Here is a 26,012-nt window from a genome sequence, read left to right on the forward strand (position 1 = left end):
GCTGCGCTGAGATCGTCCCGTGTCGACCCTGATCCTCCGCGTGGCCCTCGTCGTGGTCGCGGTCCTGCTCGCATTCGCGCCGAGCATCGTCGCGACCACGACCGGCGTGACCCGCACCGCGGGCGCTGCGCACGGCGGGGTGATCGCCTGCGCCGTCGTCCTCGGGCTCGTCGCCCTGGTCGTGCGGACCGACGACCAGGACCGGTCGCCACCGGTGGTCGACACCGTCGACCCGGTGCCGTGGTTCGACCCCGTCGACCCGGTGCCGTGGGTCGACCCCATCGACGATCCGGACACGCCCAGCGAGCCCTGGGACCCATCGGACCGTGCCAGGGCCAGCGTGTCCAGCACGCCGTGGTCGGTCCCGGTCGGGCTCGAGCACGACGGCACGCCGGTCACCCTCGACAGCACGACGGGCATCGTGGTGATCGGACACGGGGCCCTGGCCGTGGCGGTCTTCTCCGCGGTGGTGATCGCCGTGGCGCGGTGCGCCTCGGCCGCAGACGACGTCCGGACGGCCCTGGCGGACGACCTGCCCTCGCCGGACGACGGCCGAGTCCTGCCGGGTGCCGTCCGTCGTGCGGCGACCGGACTCGGCCCGGGCACGGCTGTGGCGGTGCTGCTCGACGACCGGGGGGTGCGGATCGGTTCCGTGGTCCTGGTGCCTGATCTGGGCTCCGTCCCGCGGCAGGCCGGCCCCACGCTCGACGTCACGCGGTACGGGTGTTCGGCACGGCCAGACCCCCGGTCAGCACGAGGACAGCGCATCGCGCCCGCGCTGCCCGCCCTCGAACGACCAGGCGCCACGTGACGCCTGCAGCGCCGGCGGCCCCCAACGGGCACACAGCGCCGGCGACCGCCAACGGGCCCACACCGCCGGCCGAACCGTGGCGCCGCTCAGCGCAGCCCGGCCCCGATCCGTACGGCGCCGACGGGTACGCCCCCACCCAGCACCTTCTCGCCCGTGGCGTCCATGACGTCCGCCACCCCCTCGGCTGCGACGACGCCGTTCCGCTCCAGCAGCGTCAGCGCAGCGAGCGTGCCAGCTCGCAGGGCCCCGTCCAGCACCTTCACCACGACGGCCGCTCCGCCCGGCATCGCCATCATCATGACGCCCTCGGCGCCGAGCTTGGCCACCAGACCGAGCCGCTCGATCGTGACGGTGTTCGCGCGTCCGACGCCGTCGATCGCCCACGGGTGCGCGAGCACGGCGTCCGTCAGCGCGGCGGTGTCAGCGTCACGACGCTGCACGACGGTGGCGATGCCGCGCGCCATGGCGCCGAAGGTCAAGGGGAACACCGGCGCCCCGCACCCGTCGATGCCGACCACGTCGACGGTCTCGCCGGTCAGGTCCTCGACCGTGGCACGCACGGCCTGCTGCATCGGGTGGTCGATCTCCAGGTACGTCGACTCGTCCCAGCCGTTCACCCGGCACGCGGCGAGCATGCCCGCGTGCTTGCCCGAGCAGTTCATGGTCAGGCGCCGTGGCCCGGTCATCCCCCGCGCTGTCGCGCGGTCGTACGGCATGTCCGGCGGGCACCCCAGGTCGTCCTCGACGTGGTCGTAGGCGTGCAGCATGTGCTCGACCACTGCCTGGTGCGAGGGCGTGCCCGCATGGCTCGCCGTCGTCAGGACCAGCTCTTCGGCCTGGAACACCGCGCCGCTGCGACGGATCGCCAGGGCCTGGAACGGTTTCATGGTCGAGCGCGGGTAGATGCTCGCGCTGACGTCCCCGACCGAGTCGATGACCGCGCCCGAGGCGTCCACGACGATCCCTGCGCCGATGTGCCGGCTCTCGTCGAACCCCGAGCGCTCCAGCACCGCCAGCTCGACGGACCCCTCGGCGGTGAGAGGATGGCGGTCGGTGCGGACCTCGGTGTTCTCCGTCATGCAGTGATCGTACCGAGCGGCCCGAGCCGCTCAGGCACGGACGACGGACACGACCACCGCCACGACAGGAGCCGACATGCACGACCACACCTACCAGGTATCGGTGCGCTGGACCGGAGACCGGGGCACCGGCACGACCGGGTACCGTGAGTACGGACGTGACCACGTGGTGTCCGCGTCGGGCAAGCACGACCTGCTCGGCTCGGCCGACCCGACCTTCCGGGGCGACCGCGACCGTTGGAACCCCGAGGAACTCCTGACCGCGGCGCTGGCGCAGTGCCACATGCTCAGCTACCTGCACGTCGCGGTCACCGAGGGCTTCACGGTGCTGGCGTACGAGGACCGTGCCACGGCAGCGCTCAACCTCAACCGCGACGGCTCCGGAGAGATCACCGGCGCGACGCTGCACCCCGTCGTCACGATCGCCGAGCCGGACCGGGTCGCCGACGCCGAAGCCGCGCACGCCACCGCGAACGGCCTGTGCTTCATCGCGCGCTCCGTGGCGTTCCCGGTCCACCACGAGGCGCTCGTCCGAGTGCGGGAGACGGACTCCGACGCGGCACTCGGAGCGGACTCTTCGACACGTGCGGCAGACTGACTCCCCGTGAAGCGTCTCCGCCTGCTCCCGATCGCCCTCGTTCCCGTCGTCGTCCTGGGCCTCGCCGCCTGTTCGGGGTCCGGCTCGGGTGGCGCCTCGTCGTCCCCGTCCGCCTCGGCAAGCGCCTCGACCGCAGCGATCACCAGCTGCCCGAAGCCCGGCAAGGCGTCCGCCGCGATCGACGTCTCGGGCGACTTCGGCGGCACGACCGCGCCCACGGTCACCTTCGACAAGGGCCTGAAGGCGTCACCGCCGCAGGCCACGACCGTGACCAAGGGCACCGGCGCCGACCTGAAGGAGGGCGACTACGTCCAGGTCGCCTACAGCGTCTACCAGGCGTCCGACGTCAAGAAGCTCGGCACCGTGGGCTTCGACCAGGGCAACGCCCAGGTGCTGTCGGTCGGTGGCAGTGGCTTCGGCGCCCTGCTGTCCTGCGCGCACGTCGGGGACCGCATCGCTGCGATCGGTGCCTCGGCAGCGCTCGGCTTCAACACCGGCGGCAACATCGTCGTCGTGGCCGACGTCATCGCGCAGACCCCGACGAAGTCCACCGGCACCCCGCAGACCCAGAACCCGAAGCTCCCCACGGTGAAGGACAAGGCGGACGGCGAGCCGGAGATCACGATCCCCGACGTCGACGCACCGACCACGACCACCGCCGAGGTCATCAAGCAGGGCGACGGAGCCACCATCGCCGAGGGCGACACCGCGCTGGTGCAGTACAAGGGCGTGCTCTACAAGGGGGGCAAGGAGTTCGACTCCTCGTGGTCGAAGGGCGCCCCGACGACCTTCACGATCTCGAGCGGTGGACTCATCCAGGGCTTCGTGAAGGGTCTGGTCGGCCAGAAGATCGGCTCGCAGGTGATGATCGTCGTCACGCCCGAGGACGGCTACGGCGCCAACCCCCGAGAAGGTTCGAACATCCCGAAGAACGCGACGCTCGTCTTCGTCGTCGATCTCCTCGCCAAGGGCTGACATCGCCTTTTCTGAGGGCCGGCGGCGCACGATGCGCCGCCGGCCCTGCTGGTTCAAGATCGTCGTCAGCGAGCGATCTTGACGACCGTGACCGGCTTGCTCCAGCTGACCGAGACCCCCGGGTTGTAGTTGTAGCCCGCTCCGTTCGATGCGGAATAGCTCGTCCGGCGGTCGCCCGCGCTCACCCGCACGATGTTCCTCCAAGTGCCGGTCTTCGTGCCACTCCCGGTGTACCCGTAGGGTGTTCCGGTCGACGAGTTCATGCACGCGCTCGCGGTCGTGCATCCCGGTCCGACGGACGCCAGTGCGCGCTCGGTTGACCGGAACGCTGCGAGGACCCGGCCGGTGTCCGGGTCGACGAGTGCCTCGACGCTCCCACCGCCTGTGAGGATCCGCTCCGCCTCGGCTGGTGACTGTGTCGTGGCCAGCACGGCGAGACGAATGCTGACCTCCTGTGGCGGTGACGTCGCGGCTGTCGCATTGGCCGCTTGGGGCGCGATCACGAGTCCTGCGGCGACGATGGCGGCGCAGGTCACGGCGGCGAGTTTCTTGTTCATGATGTCCTCCCTCAGGACCGATCTGGTCATCGGCAACATATCGGTGTGCTCGACGCTTGCGCAGTCGATATCCGAGAAGACGAATAGACCCTCCCGCATCGGTACATTGAGTCCCATGCAGACCCCCACTGAGCGCCGGCGCGTCGTCCTCCTCGGCAGCACCGGGTCGATCGGCACCCAGGCGCTCGACGTCGTCCGCCGCAACCCCGACCGGTTCCAGGTGGTCGGACTGACCGCGGGCCGCAACACCGCACTGCTGCAGGACCAGGCCGAGGCCTTCGGCGTCCGGGCGACCGCTGTCGGTGCCGCCGATGCCGAGCGGCTGGTCCGCGACGTCGAGGCGGACGTCGTCCTGAACGGCATCACCGGTTCGGTGGGGCTCGGTCCGACGCTCGCGACGCTCGAGACGGGCGCGACGCTCGCACTGGCGAACAAGGAGAGCCTGATCGTCGGCGGTCCGCTCGTGCAGGCCGCGGCATCGCCCGGCCAGATCGTCCCCGTCGACAGCGAGCACTCCGCGATCGCCCAGGCGTTGCGGTCCGGCGCCGAGTCCGAGGTCCGGCGGCTGGTCCTCACGGCCAGCGGCGGTCCGTTCCGGGGCCGTTCGCGCGACGAGCTCCGCGACGTCACCCCGGCGCAGGCGCTCGCGCACCCCACGTGGGACATGGGCCTCGTCGTGACGACCAACTCGGCGACGCTCGTCAACAAGGGCCTCGAGGTCATCGAGGCGCACCTGCTGTTCGGCGTTCCCTACGACCGGATCGACGTGACCGTGCACGCCCAGTCGATCGTGCACTCCATGGTCGAGTTCACCGACGGCTCGACGATCGCCCAGGCGTCGCCGCCGGACATGCGGCTGCCGATCGCCCTCGGCCTGGCCTGGCCCGACCGGGTCCCGGACGTCGGCGTCCCGCTCGACTGGACCACCGCCAGCACGTGGACGTTCGAGCCACTCGACGCCGATGCGTTCGGCGCGGTCGCGCTGGCCAAGCGGGTGGGCGAACTCGGCGGCACGTTCCCGGCGGTCTTCAACGCCGCCAACGAGCAGGCCGTCGCCGCGTTCCACGCCGGAGCGATCGGCTTCCTCGACATCGTCGACACGGTCGAGCGCGTCGTCGAGTCGCACACGCCGGGGGAGTCCTCGCTGCAGGGCGTCCTGGCAGCCGAGCGGTGGGCACGCGACGCGGCGGACCGCGCACTGGCCCGCTGACGCTGGTCCGGCAACGGACAGGAGGCCCGGCGGACCCCGCAGCGCACGCTCGGCTCGTTCACCGGCAACGTCCCGTACGCTGCTGCGGTGACCGTCGGATCCGTGCTCCTCTTCGTCCTCGGCGTGGTCGTCTTCATCGTCGGCCTGCTGGTCTCGATCGGGCTCCACGAGCTCGGTCACCTCGCCTTCGCGAAGCTGTTCCGCGTCAAGGTGACGCAGTACTCGCTCGGCTTCGGCAAGACCATCTGGTCGTTCCGACGGGGTGAGACCGAGTACGGCATCCGACCGATCCTGCTCGGTGGCTACATCTCGATGGTCGGCATGCTCAAGCCTCGGGCGTCCGGTCGCGCGATCACGAACACGGGCATGTACAGCGCGTTCGTCCAGGACGCCCGCCAGGCCAGCGCCGAGCAGATCGCCGAGTCCGGTGGCGACGACTCGCGGGCGTTCTACCGGCTGACGCCGTGGAAGCGCATCATCGTGATGGTCGCCGGCCCGGCCATGAACCTGGTGATCGGCGTCGTCCTGTTCGGCGTGCTGCTGGTCGGCTTCGGCGCCCCCACCACGACCTTCACGTCGAGCGTCGACTGTGTCCTGCCGACGACCCAGTCGACCCGGTGCTCGTCGGGCGACGCGGTCTCACCGGCGAAGGAAGCCGGCATCCGTGCCGGTGACGTCGTCGTCGCGGTGGACGGTACCCAGGACCCGACCATCACGCAGGTCTCGGACGTCTTCCAGAAGTCCGCGGGCAAGCAGGTCACGGTCGTCGTCGAGCGTGACGGTGAGCGGAAGACCCTGCAGGTCACGCCGGCGCTCGCGACGCGCGACGTGTACGACGCCTCGGGCAAGATCGTCGAGCAGGCCGACGGCACCGCGAAGACGCAGCAGGTCGGCGTGGTCGGGGTGTCCATCGGCCAGACCCTGGTGCGGCAGTCGCCCGCCGCGGTGCTGCCGGCGACCGGTGCACAGATCGGGGCGTCCGCGCACCTGATCATCGACCTGCCGCAGCGCCTGGTCGCCGTGTGGAACGCGGCCTTCGGGTCCCAGGCCCGTTCGGCGGACAGCCCCGTGTCGGTGGTCGGCGTCGGCCGGGCGATCGGCACGGTGTCCTCGATGAGCGGCGTCCCGGTGGTCGACAAGGTCTACACGATCCTCGGGCTGCTGGCCTCGTTGAACATCGGCCTGTTCGTGCTGAACATGGTGCCGCTGCTGCCGCTCGACGGTGGCCACATCGCGGGCGCCCTGTGGGAGTCGGTGAAGCGCCGGTCGTTCAAGCTCGTCGGCAAGGCGGACCCGGGCCCCATCGACCTGGCGAAGACCATGCCGCTCACGATGGTCGTCGTCGTGCTGCTCGCCGGCATGAGCGCCCTGCTCATCTACGCCGACATCGTGCGGCCGGTCAACCTGTTCGGGTAGCACTACGCTCGGCGCATGAGCACAGCGCCCGACGTCCGGACCGTGGAACTGCAGGGCACCGACGTCATCGCCGAGTCCGAACGCAAGGGCCGCCCGAGCGGACTGTTCTGGCCGTGGTTCGCCGCCAACATCTCGGTGCTCGGCCTGAGCTACGGCTCGTTCGTGCTCGGCTTCGGCATCTCCCTGGCGCAGGCGACGATCGTGACGGTCGTCGGTGTGGTGTTCTCGTTCCTGCTGTGCGGGATCGTCGCCATCGCCGGCAAGCGCGGCTCGGCACCGACCATGGTCCTCAGCCGCGCCGCGTTCGGGGTCCGCGGCAACCGGCTGCCCTCGTTCCTCAGCTGGGTCCTCACCGTCGGATGGGAGACCGCGCTGGCCTCGTTGGCCGTGCTCGCCACGTCGACGGTGTTCCGCGAGCTCGGCTGGGACGACGGTGTGGTGACGAAGCTCGTGGCCCTGGTGGTCGTCGCCGCGCTGGTCATCGGCGCGGGCATCGCCGGGTTCGACGTGATCATGCGGTTGCAGACCTGGATCACGGTCATCACCGCCGTGCTGACCGTCGTCTACATCGTCCTGGCTGCTCCGTCCATCGACCTCGGCGCCCTCGCAGCGCTGCCGGCTGGCAGCGCCCAGCAGGTCATCGGGGCCCTCGTCCTGGTGATGACGGGGTTCGGCCTCGGCTGGGTCAACGCCGCCGCGGACTACTCGCGGTACCTGCCCCGCACGGCCTCGACGCGCGGCGTGGTCGGCTGGACGACGTTCGGCGGCGCCCTGGCACCGGCGATCCTCGTCGTCATCGGGGTCCTGCTCGCCGGGTCGTCGAAGCAGCTGAACACCGCGATCGGCGCCGACCCGATCGGTGCGCTGACCACCCTGCTGCCGGTCTGGTTCCTCGTCCCGTTCGCGATCGTGGCGATCCTGGGGCTGGTCGGCGGCGCGGTCCTCGACATCTACTCGTCGGGCCTGGCGCTGCTGAGCGCGGGCGTCCGGATCCCGCGGCCCGTCGCCGCCGGGGTGGACGGTGTGTTCATGATCGCCGGCGCGATCTACGTCGTGTTCTTCGCATCGGACTTCATCTCGCCGTTCCAGGCGTTCCTGGTCACCCTCGGCGTGCCGGTCGCCGCGTGGTGCGGTGTCTTCGTCGCCGACGTCCTGCTGCGCCGGACGGCGTACGCCGAGGACGAGCTGTTCGACCGACGCGGGCGGTACGGCGACGTCCGCTGGAGTGCGATCGGCCTGGTCCTGCTCGGGACCGCCCTGGGCTGGGGCCTCGTCACGAACACGTACGGGGTGCCCTCGTGGCTCAACTGGCAGGGCTACCTGCTCGAGCCGTTCGGCCTGGGCGGGCGGACCGGCGCGTGGGCGTACGCCAACCTCGGCGTGCTGGTCGCACTGGTGGTCGGGTTCCTCGGCACCCTCGCCACACGGGGCTCGATCCGACGCCAGGAGCACAGCGCGTGAGCGCGGACCACGGGATGCCGCCCACCACCACCGGCGCGCCGCTCGACGCCACCGACGCGCCCCTCGACACCACCGGCGCCTGGCTCGTCGTCATCGACATGCAGCACGTGTTCACCGGCGACAGCCCCTGGTCGACGCCCGGGTACGACCGGGCTGCCGCCGCGATCGAGCGCCTGCTGTGCCGGTTCCCCGACCGCGTCGTCCGGACCCGCTTCGTCGCCCCCGAGCACCCGACCGGCGCCTGGGTCGACTACTACCGCGAGTGGCCGTTCGCCCTGGTGCCCGCCGACGACCCGGTGTACGACCTGACCGAGCCGCTGGCGGCACTGGACGGCCCCGTCGTCACCGCGACGTCCTTCGGCAAGTGGGGGAGCAGCCTCCAGGCCGTGGTGGGGGAGCACCCGCACCTGGTGCTCGCCGGCGTCTCCACCGACTGCTGCGTGCTGTCGACGGCCCTGGCGGCGGCCGACGCCGGCGTCCGCGTGACCGTCGTCGCGGACGCGTGCGCCGGGGCCAGCGACGCCGACCACGCCCGTGCGCTCGACGCGATGCGCCTGTACGCGCCGCTGGTCACCGTCGTCGACACGCTGTGAGCCCGCCGACCGGTGCGTCGCGCTGTCGGACCGAGCGCGTAGAGTCGACCACGTGCCCGCTGTGAATCTCGGTATGCCCAAGGCCCCGGAAACCCTCGCCCCGCGCCGCAAGTCCCGGCAGATCCGGGTCGGCAAGGTGCTGGTCGGCGGCGACGCCCCCGTCTCCGTGCAGTCGATGACCACCACCCAGACGACCAACATCAACGCGACGCTGCAGCAGATCGCCGAGCTGACCGCCTCGGGGTGCGACATCGTCCGCGTGGCCGTGCCGACGCAGGACGACGCCGACGCACTGCCGATCATCGCGAAGAAGTCGCAGATCCCGGTGATCGCCGACATCCACTTCCAGCCCAAGTACGTCTTCCAGGCGATCGACGCCGGCTGTGCCGCGGTGCGCGTGAACCCGGGCAACATCCGCAAGTTCGACGACCAGGTCGGCGCCATCGCCGCGGCGGCCAAGGCGGCGGGCGTCAGCCTGCGCATCGGCGTGAACGCCGGGTCGCTCGAGCCCAGCCTGCTGCAGAAGTACGGCAAGGCGACGCCCGAAGCGCTCGTCGAGTCCGCCGTGTGGGAAGCCTCGCTGTTCGAAGAGCACGACTTCCACGACTTCAAGATCTCGGTCAAGCACAACGACCCGGTGATCATGGTCAAGGCCTACCGCCAGCTCGCCGAGCGCGGCGACTGGCCGCTGCACCTCGGCGTGACCGAGGCCGGCCCCGAGTTCCAGGGCACGATCAAGAGCGCCACGGCGTTCGGCATCCTGCTGGGCGAGGGCATCGGTGACACCATCCGTGTGTCGCTCTCGGCGCCGCCCGCGCAAGAGGTGAAGGTCGGCCTGCAGATCCTGCAGTCGCTCAACCTGCGCGAGCGCAAGCTCGAGATCGTCTCCTGCCCCAGCTGCGGCCGCGCGCAGGTCGACGTCTACCAGCTCGCCAACGACGTCACCTCGGGGCTCGAGGGCATGACCGTCCCGCTCCGCGTCGCCGTCATGGGCTGCGTCGTCAACGGCCCCGGCGAAGCGCGCGAAGCCGACCTGGGTGTCGCGTCCGGCAACGGCAAGGGCCAGATCTTCGTCAAGGGGCAGGTCATCAAGACCGTGCCGGAAGCCGAGATCGTGCAGACCCTGATCGACGAGGCCAACCGCCTGGCCGACGAGATGGGCCCGGCTGCCGGCACCGGCAAGCCGCTCGTCGTCACCTCGTAGCGGGCGCCGGTCCGGCCGGCACCACTGAACGGACGGGAGGCCCGTGGCGACCGCGCCATGGGCCTCCCGTCCGTCGCGGCCCCGCCACCACCGCCGCTAGGCTTGCGTCCGTGGTCACACGGCTCTCACATCTGTTCCTCCGCACGCTCCGCGACGACCCCTCCGACGCCGAGGTGACGAGCGCGAAGCTGCTCGTCCGCGCCGGGTACGTCCGTCGCCAGGCCCCGGGCATCTTCGCCTGGCTGCCGCTCGGTCTGCGCGTCCGCGCCCGCATCGAGGGGATCATCCGCGACGAGATGCAGGCGGCCGGGGCACAAGAGGTCCTGCTGCCCGCGCTCCTGCCGCGCGAGCCGTACGAGGCGACGAACCGCTGGACCGAGTACGGCGACGGCATGTTCCGCCTGCAGGACCGCAAGGGCGCCGACTACCTGCTGGCCCCCACGCACGAAGAGATGTTCGCGCTGCTGGTCAAGGACCTGTACTCGTCGTACAAGGACCTGCCCGTCACGCTGTTCCAGATCCAGGACAAGTACCGCGACGAAGCCCGCCCGCGTGCTGGTCTGCTGCGCGGCCGCGAGTTCACGATGAAGGACGCCTACTCGTTCGACGTCACCGACGAGGGGCTCGACGCCAGCTACCGGACGATGCGCGACGCCTACGTCCGCATCTTCGACCGGCTCGGCCTCGAACACGTCATCGTCAAGGCCGACGCTGGCGCGATGGGCGGCTCGAAGTCCGAGGAGTTCCTGCACCCGATCGCCGTCGGCGAGGACACCTTCGTCCGCAGCGCGGGCGGGTACGCCGCCAACGTCGAGGCCTACGTCACGCCGGTGCCAGACGCGCTGCCGATCGACGGTCAGCCCGACGCCGTGCTGCTGCCGCCCGCCGACACCCCCACGATCGACACGCTCGTCGCGCACGCCAACCAGGTGACCCCCCGCGAGGGTGCACCGTGGACCGCTGCGGACACGCTCAAGAACGTCGTGCTCGCGCTCACCCACCTGGACGGCACGCGCGAGGTCGTCGTGGTCGGTCTGCCCGGCGACCGCGACGTCGACCTGAAGCGCGCCGAGGTGGCCTTCGCCCCGGCCGAGGTCGAAGCCGCCGGCGACGACGACTTCCGCAAGCACAAGGGCCTGGTGAAGGGCTACATCGGCCCGCAGGTGCTCGGCGCCGACAGCGCAACGGGGCTGCGCTACCTCGTCGACCCCCGCGTGGTCGAGGGCACGAGCTGGCTGACCGGTGCGAACGAGCGCGGCGTGCACGTGGCCGGCCTGGTGATGGGCCGCGACTTCACCGCCGACGGTGTCGCCGAGGTCTCCGACGTCCGTGCCGGCGACCCGGCACCCGACGGCTCCGGTCCGCTCGAGACCGCCCGCGGCATGGAGATCGGGCACGTCTTCCAGCTCGGCCGCAAGTACGCCGAGGCGCTCGGGCTCAAGGTGCAGGACGAGAACGGCAAGCTCGCCACCGTCACGATGGGCTCGTACGGCATCGGGGTCACCCGCATCCTGGCGATCCTGGCCGAGGCGCACAACGACGACAAGGGCCTGGCCTGGCCCAAGCACGTCGCCCCGTTCGACGTGCACGTGGTCGCGACGGGCAAGGACGCCACGGCGTACGACCTGGCGGCCAGCATCATCGAGCAGCTCGAGGCCGATCGCCACCAGGTGCTGTACGACGACCGTCCGAAGGTCTCGCCGGGCGTGAAGCTCCGCGACGCCGAGCTGCTGGGCATGCCGATCGTCGTCGTTGCGGGTCGTGGCGCTGCCGACGGCATCGTCGAGCTGTGGAACCGCGCGAGCGGCGAGCGCACCGAGGTGCCGGTCGCCGAGCTGCTGCCGGCGGTCCGCGCGATCTAGCGGCTCGCGTCGTCGACGCGACCACCCATCGGACGGGAGGCCCGGTGCCAGCTGGCACCGTGCCTCCCATCCGCGCAGGGCGGAGCGCCGCAGTGCGGTACTCTGGACGCCGACTTCTGCGCGGTTCCAGTGCGCCGGAGCGACTCATCTGAATACGGAGGCCCCTCGGTGAAGATCGATCTCGCAGTCCTGCGACTCATGGAGCGTGAACGGGAGATCCCGTTCGAAGAACTCGTCCAGATCATCGAGTCGGCCATCCTCACGGCCTACCACAAGCACACCGACGAGAACGGCGAGCCGGCCGACGCGCAGTCCCGCGTCGAGCTCGACCGGAAGACCGGTGAGGTCAGCGTCTTCGTGCCCGAGCGCGATGAGGACGGCACCGTCGTCGGCGAGGCCGTCGACCAGCCGAGCGACTTCGGCCGCATCGCGGCGTTCGCGGCCAAGCAGGTCATCAACCAGCGACTGCGCGACATCGGCGACGACAAGATCCTCGGACAGTTCCGCGGGAAAGAAGGCGACATCGTCGCGGGCGTGGTCCAGCAGGGCCCGAACCCGCGGATGGTGCACGTCGACCTGGGCACCGTGGAGGCGATCCTGCCGCCGGAAGAGCAGGTGCCGGGGGAGTCCTACACGCACGGCTCGCGCATCCGCGTCTACGTGACCAGCGTCGGCCGGGGCATGAAGGGGCCGCAGATCACCGTGTCCCGCACCCACCCGGGCCTGGTCCGCAAGCTCTTCGCGCTCGAGGTCCCGGAGATCGCCTCGGGTGTGGTCGAGATCACGTCCCTCGCCCGCGAAGCCGGACACCGCACCAAGCTCGCGGTCAAGGCGAACGAGCCCGGCGTGAACGCCAAGGGTGCCTGCATCGGCGAGCTCGGTGCGCGCGTGCGTGCCGTCACGACCGAACTCGGCACCGAGAAGATCGACATCGTCGACTGGTCGCCCGACCTGGCGACGTTCGTGGCCAGTGCGCTGTCGCCGGCCAAGGTGACCAGCGCCTTCGTGCTCGACGCGTCGACCAAGGCGGTCCGTGCCCTGGTGCCGGACTACCAGCTGTCGCTCGCGATCGGCAAGGAAGGGCAGAACGCCCGCCTGGCCGCCAAGCTCACCGGAGCCCGGATCGACATCCAACCGGACTCGATCCTGGACGACGACGAGTCCTGATCGACATCCAATCAGGTCGTCAGGGCTCGATCCTGGACGACGACGAGTCCTAGAGAACCGATCGGGCGGGGCGTCGCGTGCGGCGTTTCGCCCGTGGCGATGCGGATCCGGGCGCGCCGGATCGCGGTCATCGGAGGCAGGGAGTAGAGTGGTCGCCGTCAGAACGTGCATCGGCAGTCGTCGTCGCGCATCCCGATCTTCCCTCCTCCGAGTCGTCGCCCTGAGCGACGGCCGTGTGGTGGCGGATCCGAAGGCAGTCATGCCGGGGCGGGGAGCGTGGCTCACACCGACGGTCGAAGCGTACGAGCTGGCCGTCAAGCGTCGGGCTTTCCGCCGGGCGCTGCGGCTGGATCGTGAACCGGACACGTCTGCGGTGCTCGAGTACCTGCGGCGTCTGCCCGAGGTGGAACCCCACCTCGCCGAGCAGATCGACGCGGAAGAGCACCCGGACACGACAGAACAGGCTGAACGGCTTATGGACAACTGATGAGCGGCTCGAAATGAGACCCATCACCCAGTGAGTCCTGCCCTTGACGGGGTGGGACCCGTGAAGGAGAACAGTGGCGAAACCACGCGTACACGAGATCGCAAGCGAGCTCGGCGTCGACAGCAAGACCGCACTCGAGAAGCTCAAGGAGCTGGGCGAGTTCGTCAAGGGACCGAGCTCGAGTGTCGAGCCCCCCGTGGCACGGAAGCTCCGTGCCGCCCTGCAGGCAGAGGGTGCCTCGGCATCCGCGGCGCCCGCAGCATCGGCCGCCGCACCCGCGGCTGCCACCTCGTCCGCACCGAAGCCCGGTGGCCCGAAGCCCGGCCCCAAGCGCCCGGCACCGGAACCCGAGCCCGAGGTCGCCCCCCAGGCGGCCGAGGACGTCCCCGTCACCCCAGCACCGAAGTCCGTCGCGCAGCGACAGGCCGAGGCCGAGGCGGCACGCAAGGCCGCAGCCGCCGAGACCACCGAGGGTCCCTCGGACTCCGGTGACGCCGACAGCGCGCCCAAGAACGACGCCGTCAAGCCCGGTGCGGCCAAGCCCGCCGCCGCGGCTGCCGGCCCGAAGCCGGGCGGCCCCAAGCCGGGTGCCCGCCCCGGCAACAACCCCTACGCGTCGAGCCAGGGCATGGGCTCGCGCCCGCCGCGCCCCGGCAACAACCCGTACTCGTCCAACCAGGGCATGGGCCAGCGTCCCGCTGGCGCGGCCGGTGCTGGCGGGATCCCCCGTCCCCAGCCGCCGCGTCCCGGTGCTCCCCGTCCGGGCGCTCCGCGTCCGGGTGGTCCCGGTCAGGGCAACCGTCCCAACGGCTTCGGGCAGCGCCCGGGCCAGGGTGGCGGCGGTCGTGGCGGCCCCGGTGGCGGTCGTCCCGGTGCCGGTGGCGGTGCCGGTGGTGGCTTCCCGCGTCCGGCCTTCAGCGGCCCGCGTCCCGCCGGTGGCGGTGGCCGTGGCCGTGGTCCCGGTGGTGGTACCGCCGGTGCGTTCGGTCGTGGTGGCGGCAAGAGCCGTGCCCGCAAGTCGAAGCGGACGAAGCGCGCCGAGTACGAGATGCGGCAGGCGCCGTCGCTCGGTGGTGTGCAGGTCCCGCGCGGCGACGGCAACACGGTCGTCCGTCTGCGCCGTGGTGCGAGCATCTCGGACTTCGCGGACAAGATCGACGCCAGCCCGGGCAACCTCGTGACGGTGCTGTTCCACCTCGGTGAGATGGCGACCGCCACGGAGTCCCTCGACGAGGCGACCTTCGAGGTCCTCGGCGACGAGCTCGGCTACAAGATCCAGATCGTGTCGCCGGAAGACGAAGACCGCGAGCTCCTCGAGGGCTTCGACATCGACATCGACGCCGAGTACGCCGACGAGGACGACTCCGTCCTGCAGCAGCGTCCCCCGGTCGTCACCGTCATGGGCCACGTCGACCACGGAAAGACCCGACTGCTCGACGCCATCCGCAACTCCAAGGTGGTCGAGGGCGAAGCCGGCGGCATCACGCAGCACATCGGTGCGTACCAGATCGTCGCCGAGCACGAGGGCATCGAACGTCCCATCACCTTCATCGACACCCCTGGTCACGAGGCGTTCACCGCCATGCGTGCCCGTGGTGCGCAGGTGACGGACATCGCGATCCTGGTGGTCGCGGCGGACGACGGCATCATGCCCCAGACGATCGAGGCGCTGAACCACGCCCAGTCGGCGAACGTGCCGATCGTGGTCGCGGTGAACAAGATCGACAAGGAAGGCGCCAACCCCGCCAAGGTCCGCCAGCAGCTCACCGAGTACAACCTGGTGGCCGAGGAGTACGGCGGGGACGTCATGTTCGTCGACGTGTCCGCGCGGCAGAACATCGGCATCCAGGACCTCCTGGACGCCGTGCTGCTCACCGCTGACGCCGGGCTCGACCTGCGGGCGAACCCCGACAAGGACGCCCGCGGTGTCGCGATCGAAGCCCGACTCGACAAGGGTCGCGGTGCGGTCGCCACGGTGCTCATCCAGTCCGGAACGCTGCACGTCGGCGACGCGATCGTGGCGGGCACGGCCTACGGCCGCGTCCGTGCGATGGCGGACGAGGACGGCAACCCGGTGACCGCCGCGACGCCCAGTCGTCCGGTCCAGGTGCAGGGTCTGTCCTCGGTGCCCCGCGCCGGTGACACCTTCCTGGTCACGGAAGAAGACCGCACCGCCCGTCAGATCGCTGAGAAGCGTGAAGCGGCCGAGCGCAACGCCCAGCTGGCCAAGGCCCGCAAGCGCATCTCGCTCGAGGACTTCACCCGTGCACTCGAAGAGGGCAAGGTCGACTCGCTCAACCTCATCATCAAGGGTGACGTCTCCGGTGCTGTCGAAGCACTCGAGCAGTCGCTCCTGGACATCGAGGTGGACGACAGCGTCCAGCTGCGCATCCTGCACCGCGGTGTCGGCGCGATCACCGAGTCGGACATCGACCTCGCCACGATCGACAACGCCATCGTCATCGGCTTCAACGTCCGTCCGGACGTCAAGGCCCGTGAGCGTGCGGCGCGTGAGGGCATCGACGTCCGGTTCTACTCGGTCATCTACAACGCACTCGAGGACATCGAGCAGTCCCTCAAGGGCATGCTCAAGCCCGAGTACGAAGAGGTGCAGTCCGGTGTCGCCGAGATCCGCGAGGTCTTCCGGTCCTCGAAGTTCGGCAACATCGCGGGTGTCATCGTCCGCTCCGGCACGATCACGCGCAACGCCAAGGCGCGCGTCATCCGTGACGGCGTGGTCCTGGCCGACGGACTGGCCATCGAGTCGCTCCGTCGCTTCAAGGACGACGTCACCGAGGTCCGGACGGACTTCGAGGCGGGTATCGGTCTGGGCAAGTTCAACGACATCCAGACCGGTGACGAGATCGAGACCACCGAGCTCGTCGAGAAGCCGCGCGACTGATCGTGTGACCGACCCTGAGCCCCGGCTTCCCCACGGGGAGGCCGGGGCTCACCCCGTTCCACCGTTCGACCACGAACGACCGTTCGACCACGAACCACCGGCGGGACCGCGTCCCGCAACCGCCCCAGGAGGCACCCATGGCTGACCCGCAGCGCGCACGCAAGATGGCGGACCGCATCAAAGAGGTGGTCGCCCGCCGGATCGACAAGGGCCTGCGCGACCCGCGTCTCGGCTTCGTGACGATCACCGACGTCCGCGTCACCGGTGACCTGCAGCATGCGTCGGTCTTCTACACCGTGTACGGCTCCGACGAGGAACGCGCCGACTCCGCCGCAGCGCTCAAGGCCGCCACCGGTCTGCTCCGCACCGAGGTCGGCAAGAACATCACGGCGCGGCTCACCCCGTCGCTGGAGTTCATCGCCGACGCCCTGCCGGACACCTCGGCGCACCTCGAGGACCTGCTGGCCCAGGCGAAGATGCGCGACGAGCAGGTCCGCAGCGCCTCGGCCGGCGCGACGTACGCGGGCGACGCCGACCCGTACAAGCACGACGAGGACGACGAGGACGACGAGGACGCACCCGCCTCGTAGCGACCGCTCAGGCGTCCGGCAACCGGTAGCCCGTCGCGTCGTCGCCGACGGCCAGACCGTCGCGGACCAGTGACGCCAGGGCCCGGTCGCGCTGAGCGGCGTCCGGCCACACCGGAGCGATCTCGTCCGGGCTGACCGGGACGTCGCTGGCGCGGAGTTCGGCCATGATCAGCCCGCGGACCTGGCGGTCGCTGCCGGCGAACCTCGCCTGCTTCGGCGCGCGGGGCCCGTCGTGCTCCGGGTACCCGGCTGCGCGCCACGCGCAGCGGTCCGCGATGGGGCAGACGTCGCAGGCGGGGGAGCGCGAGACGCAGACCAGCGCACCGAGTTCCATCACGGCGGCGTTCGTGGCGGCCGCGGCGTCGCGCTCCTCGGGCAGCACCGATGCCATCAGCGGCAGGTCCCGCTTGGCGTTCGCCGGCCCGGGCTGCCCCTCCCCGAGCAGCGCCCGGGCCAGCACGCGGCGCACGTTGACGTCGACGACGGGGTGCCGGTCACCGTACGCGAAGACGGCCACGGCCCGGGCGGTGTAGTCCCCGATCCCCGGCAGGGCGAGCAGCGCATCGACGTCCCGCGGCACCACGTTGTCGTGCTGCTCGGCGATCACGGTCGCCGCCGCGTGCAGCGCGAGCGCCCGTCTGGGGTAGCCGAGCCGGTCCCAGGCACGCACCGCGTCGGACGGAGGCGAGTCCGCGAGGTCGCGCGGCGTCGGCCACCGGGTGAGCCATGCCTCCAGTCGGGGGACCACCCGCGCGACCTGTGTCTGCTGCAGCATGATCTCGCTGACCAGCGTGCCCCAGGCCGGGAAGCCGGGCCGTCGCCACGGCAGGTCGCGCGCCTCGGCGCGGAACCAGGCGACCAACGGGGTCGCGATGTCCGGCTGGGTCCGGCCCGACGGGTCGTCCACAGACTGCCCGTCCGGCTGGGTCCGGCCCGACGGGTCGTCCACAGACTGCCGGGAGGCTCCGCTCGCGTTCACCACGACAGCCTACGGTGGGTGCATGGCACGCTGGGCACCCGAAGAGACCGACACGATGGCCGCGATCGCGAACGAGGTGATCGCGCAGGTCGGCACCAACCGCACCGTCATCGGCGTCGACGGGCAGGACGGCGTCGACCTCGAACGGGTCGCCGCGGGGCTCGTGCAGGGCTTCGAGTCCCACGGGGTGTCGGCGATGGCCGCAGCGGCTCCGTCCGCCGACGTCGACGAACTGCGCAGCGGGCTGGTCGCACCGTTCCGTGGCGCGGGCGCCGGCGCGGGCGTGCTCGTCGTCCACGGGCACGGGGTGCTGGGGACGGGTGCGCGCGGACTGTGGCGCTGGTCGCTGTGGGTGGAGCAGGAGACCGGCCGGCTCGAGCGTCGCGCTGACGTCAAGATCGCCGCCTCGGCGGTGCTCGACGTCACGGACCCCGAACACCCGCGCCGCGAGTGGAACGACGCCTGCTGACCGCCCGCGTCGGACGGCGCGGCCTGGGCGTCGCTGGTACGCTCGCCGGGTGCTCGAAACCGCTCCCGACGGCATCCTCCTCGTCGACAAACCGCAGGGGATCTCCAGTCATCGGGCGGTCTCGATCGCACGTCGTCGCCTCGACCTGAAGAAGATCGGGCACGCCGGCACACTCGACCCGATGGCCACCGGACTGCTGCTCCTCGGAGCCGGTCCGTCCACCCGGCTGCTGACCCACCTGGTGGGGCTCGACAAGACCTACACGGCCACGATCCGGCTCGGCGTCGCGACCGACTCCGACGACGCGGACGGCACGCCCGTGGCCGCGCTCGGTGTCGCCGACGCCGACGTCTCCGACGAGGCGGTCGAACGTGCGGTGGCCGCACAGCGTGGTCCGATCTCCCAGGTCCCGTCGACCGTCAGTGCGATCAAGGTCGACGGACGGCGGGCGTACGACCTCGCTCGCAAGGGTGAAGCGGTCACCCTCACGGCGCGGTCGGTGACGGTGTCGCAGTTCGACGTCACGGGGCGGAACGACCGGGTCGTCACCGTCGACGGTGTGGAGACCGCCGTCGTCGACCTCGACGTGGTCGTGTCCTGCACGTCCGGCACCTACGTGCGGGCCCTCGCTCGTGACGTCGGCGCCGCGCTCGGCACCGGTGCCCACCTGACCGCGCTCCGTCGCACCCTGGTCGGGCCGTTCTCGGTCGCGGACGCCATCGACCTCGAGGACGAGGCCGTCGACGTCCATGCAGCGCTCGCCCGGCCTGCCGACATCGCCCGGCAGCTGTTCCCGGTCGTCGCACTCGACGCGATCGCCGCGAAGGACCTGGCCGACGGCAAGCGGATCAGCGCCGACCACCCGGACACCGACGGTCCCGTGGCCGCGGTCACCGCACGGGACGACCGGCTGGTCGGCCTGGTCTCGGTGCGCCGTGGGCTGCTGCGCGTCATCACCAACTTCCCGACGAACGGAGCCACGGCGTGATCGAGTGGTTCATGTGGGTGCAGCTCGTGCTGGCGGTCGTCGTGGGCCTGTTCGCGGTGGTGGTCGGCTTCGTCGGATGGAAGCCCAACGACTACACGGTCGGGTCGCTCGTGCTGGTCGAGCTGCTGTTGATCGCCCAGCTGGTGGTGTCGCTCGTCGCCCCGGCGGTCGGCAACCCGCCGAAGGGCAACGTGCTCGAGTTCTGGGTGTACGCGGTGTCCGTGCTGCTGGTCCCACCAGCGACGATCGTGTGGGCGCTCATCGACCGCACGCGATGGAGCACGGTGGTGCTCGGCGCCGGCGGGTTCACCGTGGCCGTGATGGTCTACCGGATGTACCAGATCTGGTTCGCCCTGAACTGACCGGGCGCGGTCGGTGGTGTCAGCGCTGATCGGTAGGATCGGTGCAATGGCGACCAAGTCCTCCCTCGCGACCGGCATCGGTCGCGTCCTCATCGCCGTGTACGGCATCCTCGCCCTCGCGGCGACCGGTCGCAGCATCGTGCAGATCGCCGAGAAGTTCTCGTTCGCCCCGTTCTCGTACACGCTCAGCGCCGTGGCCGCGGTCGTCTACATCGTCGCGATGATCGCCCTGATCGTGCCCGGTCGGTTCTGGTACCGCGTGGCCTGCGTCACGATCGTGTTCGAGATGACGGGGGTGCTGGTGATCGGCACGCTGTCCCTGTTCGACCGCCAGCTGTTCCCCGACCTGACGATCTGGTCCTACTACGGCATGGGCTACGCCTTCGCACCCCTGGTCCTGCCCATCGCCGGGCTGTGGTGGCTGCGGAAGCACCACCGCACGGCGGGCGCCCCGGCACCCGAGTCCGCGCCCGCCCCGGTGGCCGGCGAGTAAGCGGGGGAGCAGCATGCAGTACTACGAAGACGTGGCGGACGTCGCCCAGGCCTTCGGTCCGAGTGCCGTCACCATCGGCAAGTTCGACGGCGTGCACGTCGGCCACCGTGCGGTCATCGCGCACCTGGAGCAGGCCGCACGACGGCAGGGGCTCGTCTCCACCGTCGTGACCTTCGACCGGCACCCGCTCACCGTCATCGACCCCGTCAAGGTCCCGCCCGCCCTGACCAGCATCGCCCAGCGGCGCGAACTGCTCGAAGCCGTCGGCGTCGACGCCACCCTGCTGCTGCGCTTCGACGAGGAACTGCAGTCCTGGTCGCCCGAGCAGTTCGTGTCCCGCATCCTGGTCGACACCCTGCACGCCCGGCTGGTGTTCGTCGGCAGCGACTTCCGGTTCGGGGCCAAGGGCGTCGGTGACGTCGCGCTCCTGCGGGCCCTGGGTCGGCAGCACGGCTTCGACGTCGAGCTCATCGACGACGTCGACCTGATCGACGACGTCCGCCCGGACGGGGAACGGCGCGTGTCCTCCACGTGGATCCGCGAGCTGCTGGGGGACGGCCGCGTCGCCGAGGCCGCGCGACTGCTCGGCCGCGAGCACGCGGTCCGCAGCACCGTGGTGCACGGCAACCAGCGCGGCCGGGCCATGGGGTACCCGACGGCGAACCTCGACCCGGCGTGCGAGGGGTTCGTGCCCGCCGACGGGGTCTACGCCGCCCGGGTGCTGCACCACGGCACGACCTACCCGGCAGCGGTGTCGGTCGGCAACAACCCCACGTTCGAAGGCGTGCCGGCCAAGCAGATCGAAGCACACCTGCTCGACGTCGACCTGGACCTGTACGACGACACGATCTCGGTCCTGTTCGTGTCCTACGTGCGCGGGATGGTCAAGTTCTCGTCGATGGACGAACTCGCGGCACAGATGCGGCAGGACGACCTGGACATCCGGCTGCTGCTCGGGCTGCCGACGCCGGTCTGAGCCGGCTGCCACGCACGACGAAGCCCCGCGTCCGATCCGGACGCGGGGCTTCGTCGCGCGTGGTGGGTGCTAGCTGCCCAGTGCGTCGAGCCAGATCTTGCGGGCGTCGAGCGCTTCTCGGGCGTCCTTGATCTTGCGCGCGTCCCCCGATGCCTGCGCCGAGGCGAGCTCGGCCTCGAGCTTGCCGATCGCGTCCTCGAGCTGGCTGGCGAGCCCGGTCGTGCGGGCCTTGCGCTCCGGGTTGGACTCGCGCCAGTGGGCGTCCTCGAGCCCACGGACGTGGTCCTCGACGGCACGCAGGCGGTCCTCGATGCGACGGACGTCGTTGCGGGGGACCCGACCGACCTCGTCCCAGCGACGCTGGATGTCCGTCAGGGTCTTGCGCGCGGCGACGCGGTCGCGCTGCTGCAGCAGGGGCTCGGCTTCGGTCAGGAGGGCCTGCTTGGCCTCGAGGTTGGCCGAGTACTCCTCGTTCTCTGCGGAGCTCTCGGCGTGGCGCTGCTCGAACAGCACGTCACCGGCGGCCTTGAACCGCGCCCACAGGGCATCGTCGTGGCGCTTGCCGGCGCGGCCCGCGTTCTTCCAGTCGTCGAGCAGCTGGCGGTACGTCGGGATCGCGTCGGAGCCGCGCGGGGCCAGGGCTTCGGCCTGCTGGACGAGTTCCTGCTTGCGGGTGCGGGCGTCGCGGTGCTGCGCGTCGAGCTCGGAGTAGAACGCACGACGGTGCTGGTCAACGGTCGACCGCGCGGAGCGGAACCGCTTCCAGAGCTCGTTCGCGTCGTTCTTGGGGATGCGCGGGCCGTCGTGCTGGTGCTGCTGCCACCGGGCGAACACGTCGTCGAGCTGCGCGGTGATCTGCTTCCACTGCGCGCGAGCCGGGTCCACCGCTGCGAGTGCCTCGGCTTCCTCGACCAGGCCGGTCCGGAACGCGAGCGCCTCGGTGAGTGCCTGCTTGGCCTGCTCTTCCTGCTCCTTGGTGAGCGAGCCGAGCTGCTCGGACAGTGCCGCCACACGGTCTTCGAGCGCCTTGATGTCACCCACGACGCGCGCTTCGGCGACCAGGGCGCTCAGGTGCTCGACGGTGCGGGCCACGTCGTTCGCCGATGCCCCGCGCTGGACGCGCTGCTCGGCGATCTTCACCTGCCCCTCGAGGTCGGCGTACTTGCGCGCGAAGTAGGCGATCGCTTCTTCGGGGGTGGCGTCCGGGTACTCACCCACGACACGCTCGGTGTCCTGGTACCGGACGTACACGGTGCCGTCATCGTCGACCCGCCCCCAGGTCGTTGCTTCGTCAGATCCCACAGGTCTCGCCTCGATCGTGGTCGTGCATCACCGACGTCACCGTCGGCACGGTCAGGAGGCCACCCTATTGCACCAGCGGGCTCGGCGGTCCGCGGGTCGGGAGACTGTGGACAGCCGGGCCGCGCGGACTACTGCTCGCGCTCGATCGTGGCGCCGGTGATGGTCGTGGCGACCTTCGGGGTGCCGGTGCCGTCGTCACCCGCGTCGGTGATGCCCTTCGAGGTGATCTCGCGCTGCAGGTCGTCCAGCCCGCTGGTGACCTTGCCGACGACGGTGTAGCCGCCCGTCGAGCCGTCGAGCTTCGTGTCGCCGTACACGATGAAGAACTGCGTGGACTGCGAGTACGTGGTGGAGCTGCGTGCGATCGCGATCGTGCCCGTGCGGTACACGTCGTCCTTCGGCGTGTTCTCGACCGGCCCGTACTGGAACCCGGCGTCACCGGTGCCGTCGCCGTTCGCCGACCCGCACTGCAGGAACTCGAAGTCGGCGCTGTCGGCGAGCCGGTGGCACTTCGTGCCCTCGTAGAACTGCTTGCGGATCAGGTCGATCTCGACGCTGGCGGCCTGCGGGGCGGCCTTGCCGTCGAGCTCGATGCCGAGCCGGACGTCCTTGTTCAGGGTGAGCGACCCGGTCCAGGTGCTGCCCTTCGCGATGGTCTTGCTCGGCACGTCGCCCGTGTTCGCCGGTGTGGCACTGGCCGACGGAGTCGGGGTGGCGGTCGCGCTCGCGCTGGGGTCCGCCTTCGGCGAGCCGTGCGACCCCGCGAACGCGAGCTGCGACCCGGTGGCGATGGCCGCGACGACGACCAGTGCGCCGACACCGATCAGGTTGTCCCGCACACGACGGCGACGTTGCCGGTCGTGCAGGCCCTGCCGTGCTTCGTACAGTCGGAGACGCTCACGGGCCTCGCGGGTCTCGCGCGCCTGGTTCTTCGGTGCCACGGTGCTGGTCTGCCCTCTCGTCGCAGTGTGCACCGAGCGTAGCGGACCGACCCCGGACCTCCCCGCCGCCCGGTGTCGGTCTGCGGACCTACGATTGAGGGCATGGCAACGCACCGATCGGGCATGAACGCGCCGACGACGGGTGGTCGGGCGGGGCTGGCGCAGGGGTCCGTGCCGCTCGCGGTCCGGATGCGTCCGACCAGCCTGGCCGAGGTCGCGGGGCAGCAGCACCTGCTCGGTCGTGGATCGCCGCTGGTCCAGCTCGCCACGGGCACGCGGGACAACCCCGGTGGTGTGTCGGTCATCCTCTGGGGGCCGCCGGGCACCGGCAAGACCACCCTGGCCCAGGCGATCGCCCGGCAGTCCGGTCGCGAGTTCGTCGAACTGTCCGCGGTCACCGCCGGCGTCAAGGACGTGCGCGAGGTGATGGAGAAGGCCCTCACACACCGCGACCTGTACGGATCGACCACGGTGCTCTTCCTCGACGAGATCCACCGGTTCAGCAAGGCCCAGCAGGACGCCCTGCTGCCGGGCGTCGAGAACGGCTGGGTGATCCTCATCGCGGCGACGACCGAGAACCCCTCGTTCTCGGTGATCTCACCGCTGCTGTCCCGCTCGCTGCTGCTGACGCTGAAGCCCCTGACGGACGCCGATCTCGGCATGCTCGTCGACCGCGCGGTCGAGGACCCCCGCGGGCTCGGGGGATCGGTGGTGCTCGGCGACGAAGCACGTGCGGCGATCGTCCGGCTGGCGTCCGGTGACGCACGCCGTGCCCTCACCGCCCTCGAAGCCGCCGCGGCGTCCGCCGGGGCGCTGCAGGGACACGACGACCAGGACACAGACGACGCCGACGACCCCGACGCCGACGACCAGGACGCGGACGACACCGCTGCCGACCCCGACGACACCGCTGCCGACCCCGACGCCGACGACCAGGGCGACGGCCGCGCCGCCGACGCCGATCGGGTGCCGGTCATCGACGCGGACACCGTCGCGGCTGCGGTCGACCGGGCGCTGCTCCGCTACGACCGCCAGGGCGACGAGCACTACGACGTGATCAGCGCCTTCATCAAGTCCGTTCGGGGGAGCGACGTCGACGCTGCCCTGCACTACCTGGCGCGCATGATCGAGGCCGGCGAGGACTCACGCTTCATCGCCCGCCGGATCATCATCTCGGCGTCCGAGGACATCGGGATGGCCGACCCGCAGGCCCTGCCCATCGCCGTCGCGGCGGCCCAGGCGGTCCAGCTGATCGGCATGCCCGAGGGGCGGATCCCGCTCGCCGAGGCCGTGGTCTACCTGGCCACCGCGCCGAAGTCGAACGCGGCGTACAACGGCGTCAACCAGGCGATGGCGGACGTCAAGGCCGGTCGGATGGGCGTCGTGCCGAACCACCTGCGGGACGCCCACTACGCCGGCGCGAAGCGTCTGGGGCACGGCAAGGGCTACGTCTACTCGCACGACGCCGAGCACGGGGTCGCCGAGCAGCAGTACCTGCCGGACGCGCTCGTGGGCACCGAGTACTACACGCCGACCACCAACGGCTACGAGCGCGAGGTCGGCCCGCGGCTCGACCGTCTCCGGAAGATCACCCGCGGACAGTGACGGCGCTGCTTGGGCACGCGCCCAGAGCCTGCTATCGTTGACGGGCCTACGTCCTGGTTCCCGCGTGCGGCTGCGTCGGGGACAGAGTGTCGTCAGGACCCAACGGTCCGCTGACGGCACGGGGGCAGAGGTTCGGACTGTAGCCGTCCGATCCCACAGGCTCATCCCTCTGGATCCCTTCACGGGGTTCGTCGGCACGTGCGCGTGCCGAGACCCGTGTTCAGTTCAGTTCGTACAGAGAAAAGGACCCTGTGTCTACCAAGTCACGTACCCGCAGCAAGACCCGCCTGTCTCGCGCGCTCGGCATCCCGCTGACGCCGAAGGCAGCCCGGTACCTCGAGAAGCGCCCCTACGGGCCCGGTGAGCACGGCCGTACGCGCCGTCGTGCGGACAGCGACTACGCCGTCCGCCTCCGTGAGAAGCAGCGTCTGCGCGCCCAGTACGGCATCCGCGAGAAGCAGCTCCGCATCGTCTTCGAAGAGGCCCGCAAGACGAACGGCCTGACCGGTGAGAACCTGGTCGAGCTGCTCGAGCAGCGCCTCGACGCCCTCGTGTTGCGTGCCGGGTTCGCCCGCACCACCTCGCAGGCCCGTCAGCTGATCGTGCACCGTCACATCCTGGTCGACGGCAAGCTCGTCGACCGTCCCTCCTTCCGCGTCAAGGAGGGCCAGCTGATCCACGTCAAGCAGCGCTCCGAGTCGCTCGAGCCCTTCCAGGTCGCCGCTGCCGGTGGCCACCAGGAAGTCCTCCCGAAGGTGCCGGGCTACCTCGAGGTCGAGATCGACAAGCTCCAGGCCCGCCTGGTGCGTCGTCCGAAGCGCGCCGAGGTCCCCGTGACCTGTGAAGTGCAGCTCGTCGTCGAGTACTACGCGGCTCGCTGATCGGCTCCAGCTGATCCACAGCCCAACCTGAACGGCGGGTCGTCCACAACGGACGGCCCGCCGTTCGGCGTTCCCGGAGCGGCGACTAGGCTGGTCGGACGCGC

25 protein-coding genes are annotated in these 26,012 nt (G+C 70.8%); 20 read left to right on the forward strand and 5 right to left on the reverse strand.

From position 1 onward, the window contains the following. Positions 1–19: 19 nt before the first annotated feature. Positions 20–811, forward strand: coding sequence for a hypothetical protein (locus MT346_RS06410; RefSeq protein WP_243561985.1), 792 nt, complete (start codon positions 20–22; stop codon positions 809–811). Between the two features lie 86 nt (positions 812–897). Here MT346_RS06410 and MT346_RS06415 read toward each other — a convergent pair whose 3' ends face one another. Beyond that, the gene (locus MT346_RS06415) at positions 898–1,890 is read right to left on the reverse strand and encodes an asparaginase (protein WP_243561986.1); all 993 of its coding nucleotides are present in this window, start codon (positions 1,888–1,890) and stop codon (positions 898–900) included. A gap of 76 nt (positions 1,891–1,966) precedes the next feature. Between MT346_RS06415 and MT346_RS06420 the strand changes: the two genes are divergently transcribed. Together MT346_RS06420 and MT346_RS18360 are read left to right on the forward strand one after the other, a co-directional pair. Next, positions 1,967–2,488, forward strand: a complete 522-nt coding sequence (locus MT346_RS06420) for an OsmC family protein (RefSeq protein ID WP_243561987.1) — start codon at positions 1,967–1,969, stop codon at positions 2,486–2,488. Positions 2,489–2,494: 6 nt separating this feature from the next. Further along, a complete protein-coding gene (locus MT346_RS18360; protein ID WP_243561988.1) occupies positions 2,495–3,463 on the forward strand; it encodes an FKBP-type peptidyl-prolyl cis-trans isomerase in 969 nt (322 codons plus the stop codon). A 65-nt stretch (positions 3,464–3,528) separates the two neighbouring features. Here MT346_RS18360 and MT346_RS06430 read toward each other — a convergent pair whose 3' ends face one another. Beyond that, positions 3,529–4,137 (reverse strand): hypothetical protein, encoded by a 609-nt coding sequence (locus tag MT346_RS06430; protein ID WP_243561989.1) that lies wholly within the window; start codon positions 4,135–4,137, stop codon positions 3,529–3,531. On the opposite strand from MT346_RS06430, the gene dxr reads away from it, so the two are divergent. The 10 genes from dxr to rbfA all read left to right on the forward strand — a co-directional run bounded on the left by dxr (position 4,136) and on the right by rbfA (position 16,912). Then, the gene (dxr, locus tag MT346_RS06435) at positions 4,136–5,230 is read left to right on the forward strand and encodes a 1-deoxy-D-xylulose-5-phosphate reductoisomerase (protein ID WP_243561990.1); all 1,095 of its coding nucleotides are present in this window, start codon (positions 4,136–4,138) and stop codon (positions 5,228–5,230) included. The genes MT346_RS06430 and dxr overlap by 2 nt on opposite strands. Positions 5,231–5,317: 87 nt before the next feature. Continuing rightward, positions 5,318–6,646, forward strand: coding sequence for an RIP metalloprotease (locus MT346_RS06440; RefSeq protein WP_243561991.1), 1,329 nt, complete (start codon positions 5,318–5,320; stop codon positions 6,644–6,646). Positions 6,647–6,661: 15 nt separating this feature from the next. After that, positions 6,662–8,107: a cytosine permease gene (locus MT346_RS06445; protein WP_243561992.1), complete on the forward strand. Its 1,446-nt coding sequence runs from the start codon at positions 6,662–6,664 to the stop codon at positions 8,105–8,107. Further along, entirely contained in the window at positions 8,104–8,700 is a 597-nt protein-coding gene (locus MT346_RS06450; protein ID WP_308221879.1) for a cysteine hydrolase, read from the forward strand. Before MT346_RS06445 ends, MT346_RS06450 begins: the two co-directional genes overlap by 4 nt. A gap of 73 nt (positions 8,701–8,773) precedes the next feature. After that, a complete protein-coding gene (gene ispG, locus MT346_RS06455) occupies positions 8,774–9,904 on the forward strand; it encodes a flavodoxin-dependent (E)-4-hydroxy-3-methylbut-2-enyl-diphosphate synthase (protein ID WP_243562129.1) in 1,131 nt (376 codons plus the stop codon). A 110-nt stretch (positions 9,905–10,014) separates the two neighbouring features. Then, on the forward strand, positions 10,015–11,766 hold the full coding sequence (locus tag MT346_RS06460; protein WP_243561993.1) for a proline--tRNA ligase: 1,752 nt from the start codon (positions 10,015–10,017) through the stop codon (positions 11,764–11,766). A 168-nt stretch (positions 11,767–11,934) separates the two neighbouring features. Further along, positions 11,935–12,933, forward strand: a complete 999-nt coding sequence (nusA, locus tag MT346_RS06465) for a transcription termination factor NusA (RefSeq protein WP_243561994.1) — start codon at positions 11,935–11,937, stop codon at positions 12,931–12,933. A 148-nt stretch (positions 12,934–13,081) separates the two neighbouring features. After that, a complete protein-coding gene (locus MT346_RS06470) occupies positions 13,082–13,420 on the forward strand; it encodes a YlxR family protein (RefSeq protein ID WP_243561995.1) in 339 nt (112 codons plus the stop codon). 73 nt (positions 13,421–13,493) lie between these two features. Beyond that, entirely contained in the window at positions 13,494–16,322 is a 2,829-nt protein-coding gene (gene infB / locus MT346_RS06475) for a translation initiation factor IF-2 (protein ID WP_243561996.1), read from the forward strand. A gap of 137 nt (positions 16,323–16,459) precedes the next feature. Beyond that, positions 16,460–16,912, forward strand: coding sequence for a 30S ribosome-binding factor RbfA (gene rbfA, locus MT346_RS06480; protein WP_243561997.1), 453 nt, complete (start codon positions 16,460–16,462; stop codon positions 16,910–16,912). A 7-nt stretch (positions 16,913–16,919) separates the two neighbouring features. Here rbfA and MT346_RS06485 read toward each other — a convergent pair whose 3' ends face one another. Continuing rightward, a complete protein-coding gene (locus tag MT346_RS06485) occupies positions 16,920–17,819 on the reverse strand; it encodes an A/G-specific adenine glycosylase (protein WP_243561998.1) in 900 nt (299 codons plus the stop codon). A 94-nt stretch (positions 17,820–17,913) separates the two neighbouring features. Here MT346_RS06485 and MT346_RS06490 point away from each other — a divergent pair, with 94 nt between their 5' ends. From MT346_RS06490 to MT346_RS06510, 5 genes are read left to right on the forward strand one after another with little or no spacing between them, the layout of a single operon-like run. Further along, positions 17,914–18,360 (forward strand): hypothetical protein, encoded by a 447-nt coding sequence (locus tag MT346_RS06490; protein ID WP_243561999.1) that lies wholly within the window; start codon positions 17,914–17,916, stop codon positions 18,358–18,360. 49 nt (positions 18,361–18,409) lie between these two features. Further along, positions 18,410–19,348, forward strand: coding sequence for a tRNA pseudouridine(55) synthase TruB (truB, locus tag MT346_RS06495; protein ID WP_243562000.1), 939 nt, complete (start codon positions 18,410–18,412; stop codon positions 19,346–19,348). Beyond that, a complete protein-coding gene (locus MT346_RS06500) occupies positions 19,345–19,710 on the forward strand; it encodes a hypothetical protein (RefSeq protein WP_243562001.1) in 366 nt (121 codons plus the stop codon). Before truB ends, MT346_RS06500 begins: the two co-directional genes overlap by 4 nt. A 46-nt stretch (positions 19,711–19,756) precedes the next feature. Then, a complete protein-coding gene (locus tag MT346_RS06505; RefSeq protein ID WP_243562002.1) occupies positions 19,757–20,203 on the forward strand; it encodes a hypothetical protein in 447 nt (148 codons plus the stop codon). A gap of 13 nt (positions 20,204–20,216) precedes the next feature. Beyond that, positions 20,217–21,179: a bifunctional riboflavin kinase/FAD synthetase gene (locus tag MT346_RS06510; RefSeq protein ID WP_243562003.1), complete on the forward strand. Its 963-nt coding sequence runs from the start codon at positions 20,217–20,219 to the stop codon at positions 21,177–21,179. A 69-nt stretch (positions 21,180–21,248) separates the two neighbouring features. On the opposite strand, the gene MT346_RS06515 is transcribed toward MT346_RS06510, so the two are convergent. Together MT346_RS06515 and MT346_RS06520 are read right to left on the reverse strand one after the other, a co-directional pair. Then, positions 21,249–22,481 (reverse strand): DUF349 domain-containing protein, encoded by a 1,233-nt coding sequence (locus tag MT346_RS06515; protein ID WP_243562004.1) that lies wholly within the window; start codon positions 22,479–22,481, stop codon positions 21,249–21,251. Positions 22,482–22,609: 128 nt separating this feature from the next. Further along, entirely contained in the window at positions 22,610–23,422 is an 813-nt protein-coding gene (locus MT346_RS06520; protein WP_243562005.1) for a peptidylprolyl isomerase, read from the reverse strand. A gap of 123 nt (positions 23,423–23,545) precedes the next feature. On the opposite strand from MT346_RS06520, the gene MT346_RS06525 reads away from it, so the two are divergent. Continuing rightward, positions 23,546–25,027 (forward strand): replication-associated recombination protein A, encoded by a 1,482-nt coding sequence (locus tag MT346_RS06525; protein ID WP_243562130.1) that lies wholly within the window; start codon positions 23,546–23,548, stop codon positions 25,025–25,027. Between the two features lie 251 nt (positions 25,028–25,278). Then, positions 25,279–25,908 (forward strand): 30S ribosomal protein S4, encoded by a 630-nt coding sequence (gene rpsD, locus MT346_RS06530; protein WP_071300659.1) that lies wholly within the window; start codon positions 25,279–25,281, stop codon positions 25,906–25,908. The last annotated feature ends 104 nt before the right edge of the window (positions 25,909–26,012 follow it).

The sequence above is a fragment of the Curtobacterium sp. VKM Ac-2922 genome, from assembly GCF_022815645.1.
In the GTDB taxonomy this organism is placed as follows: Bacteria; Actinomycetota; Actinomycetes; order Actinomycetales; family Microbacteriaceae; genus Curtobacterium.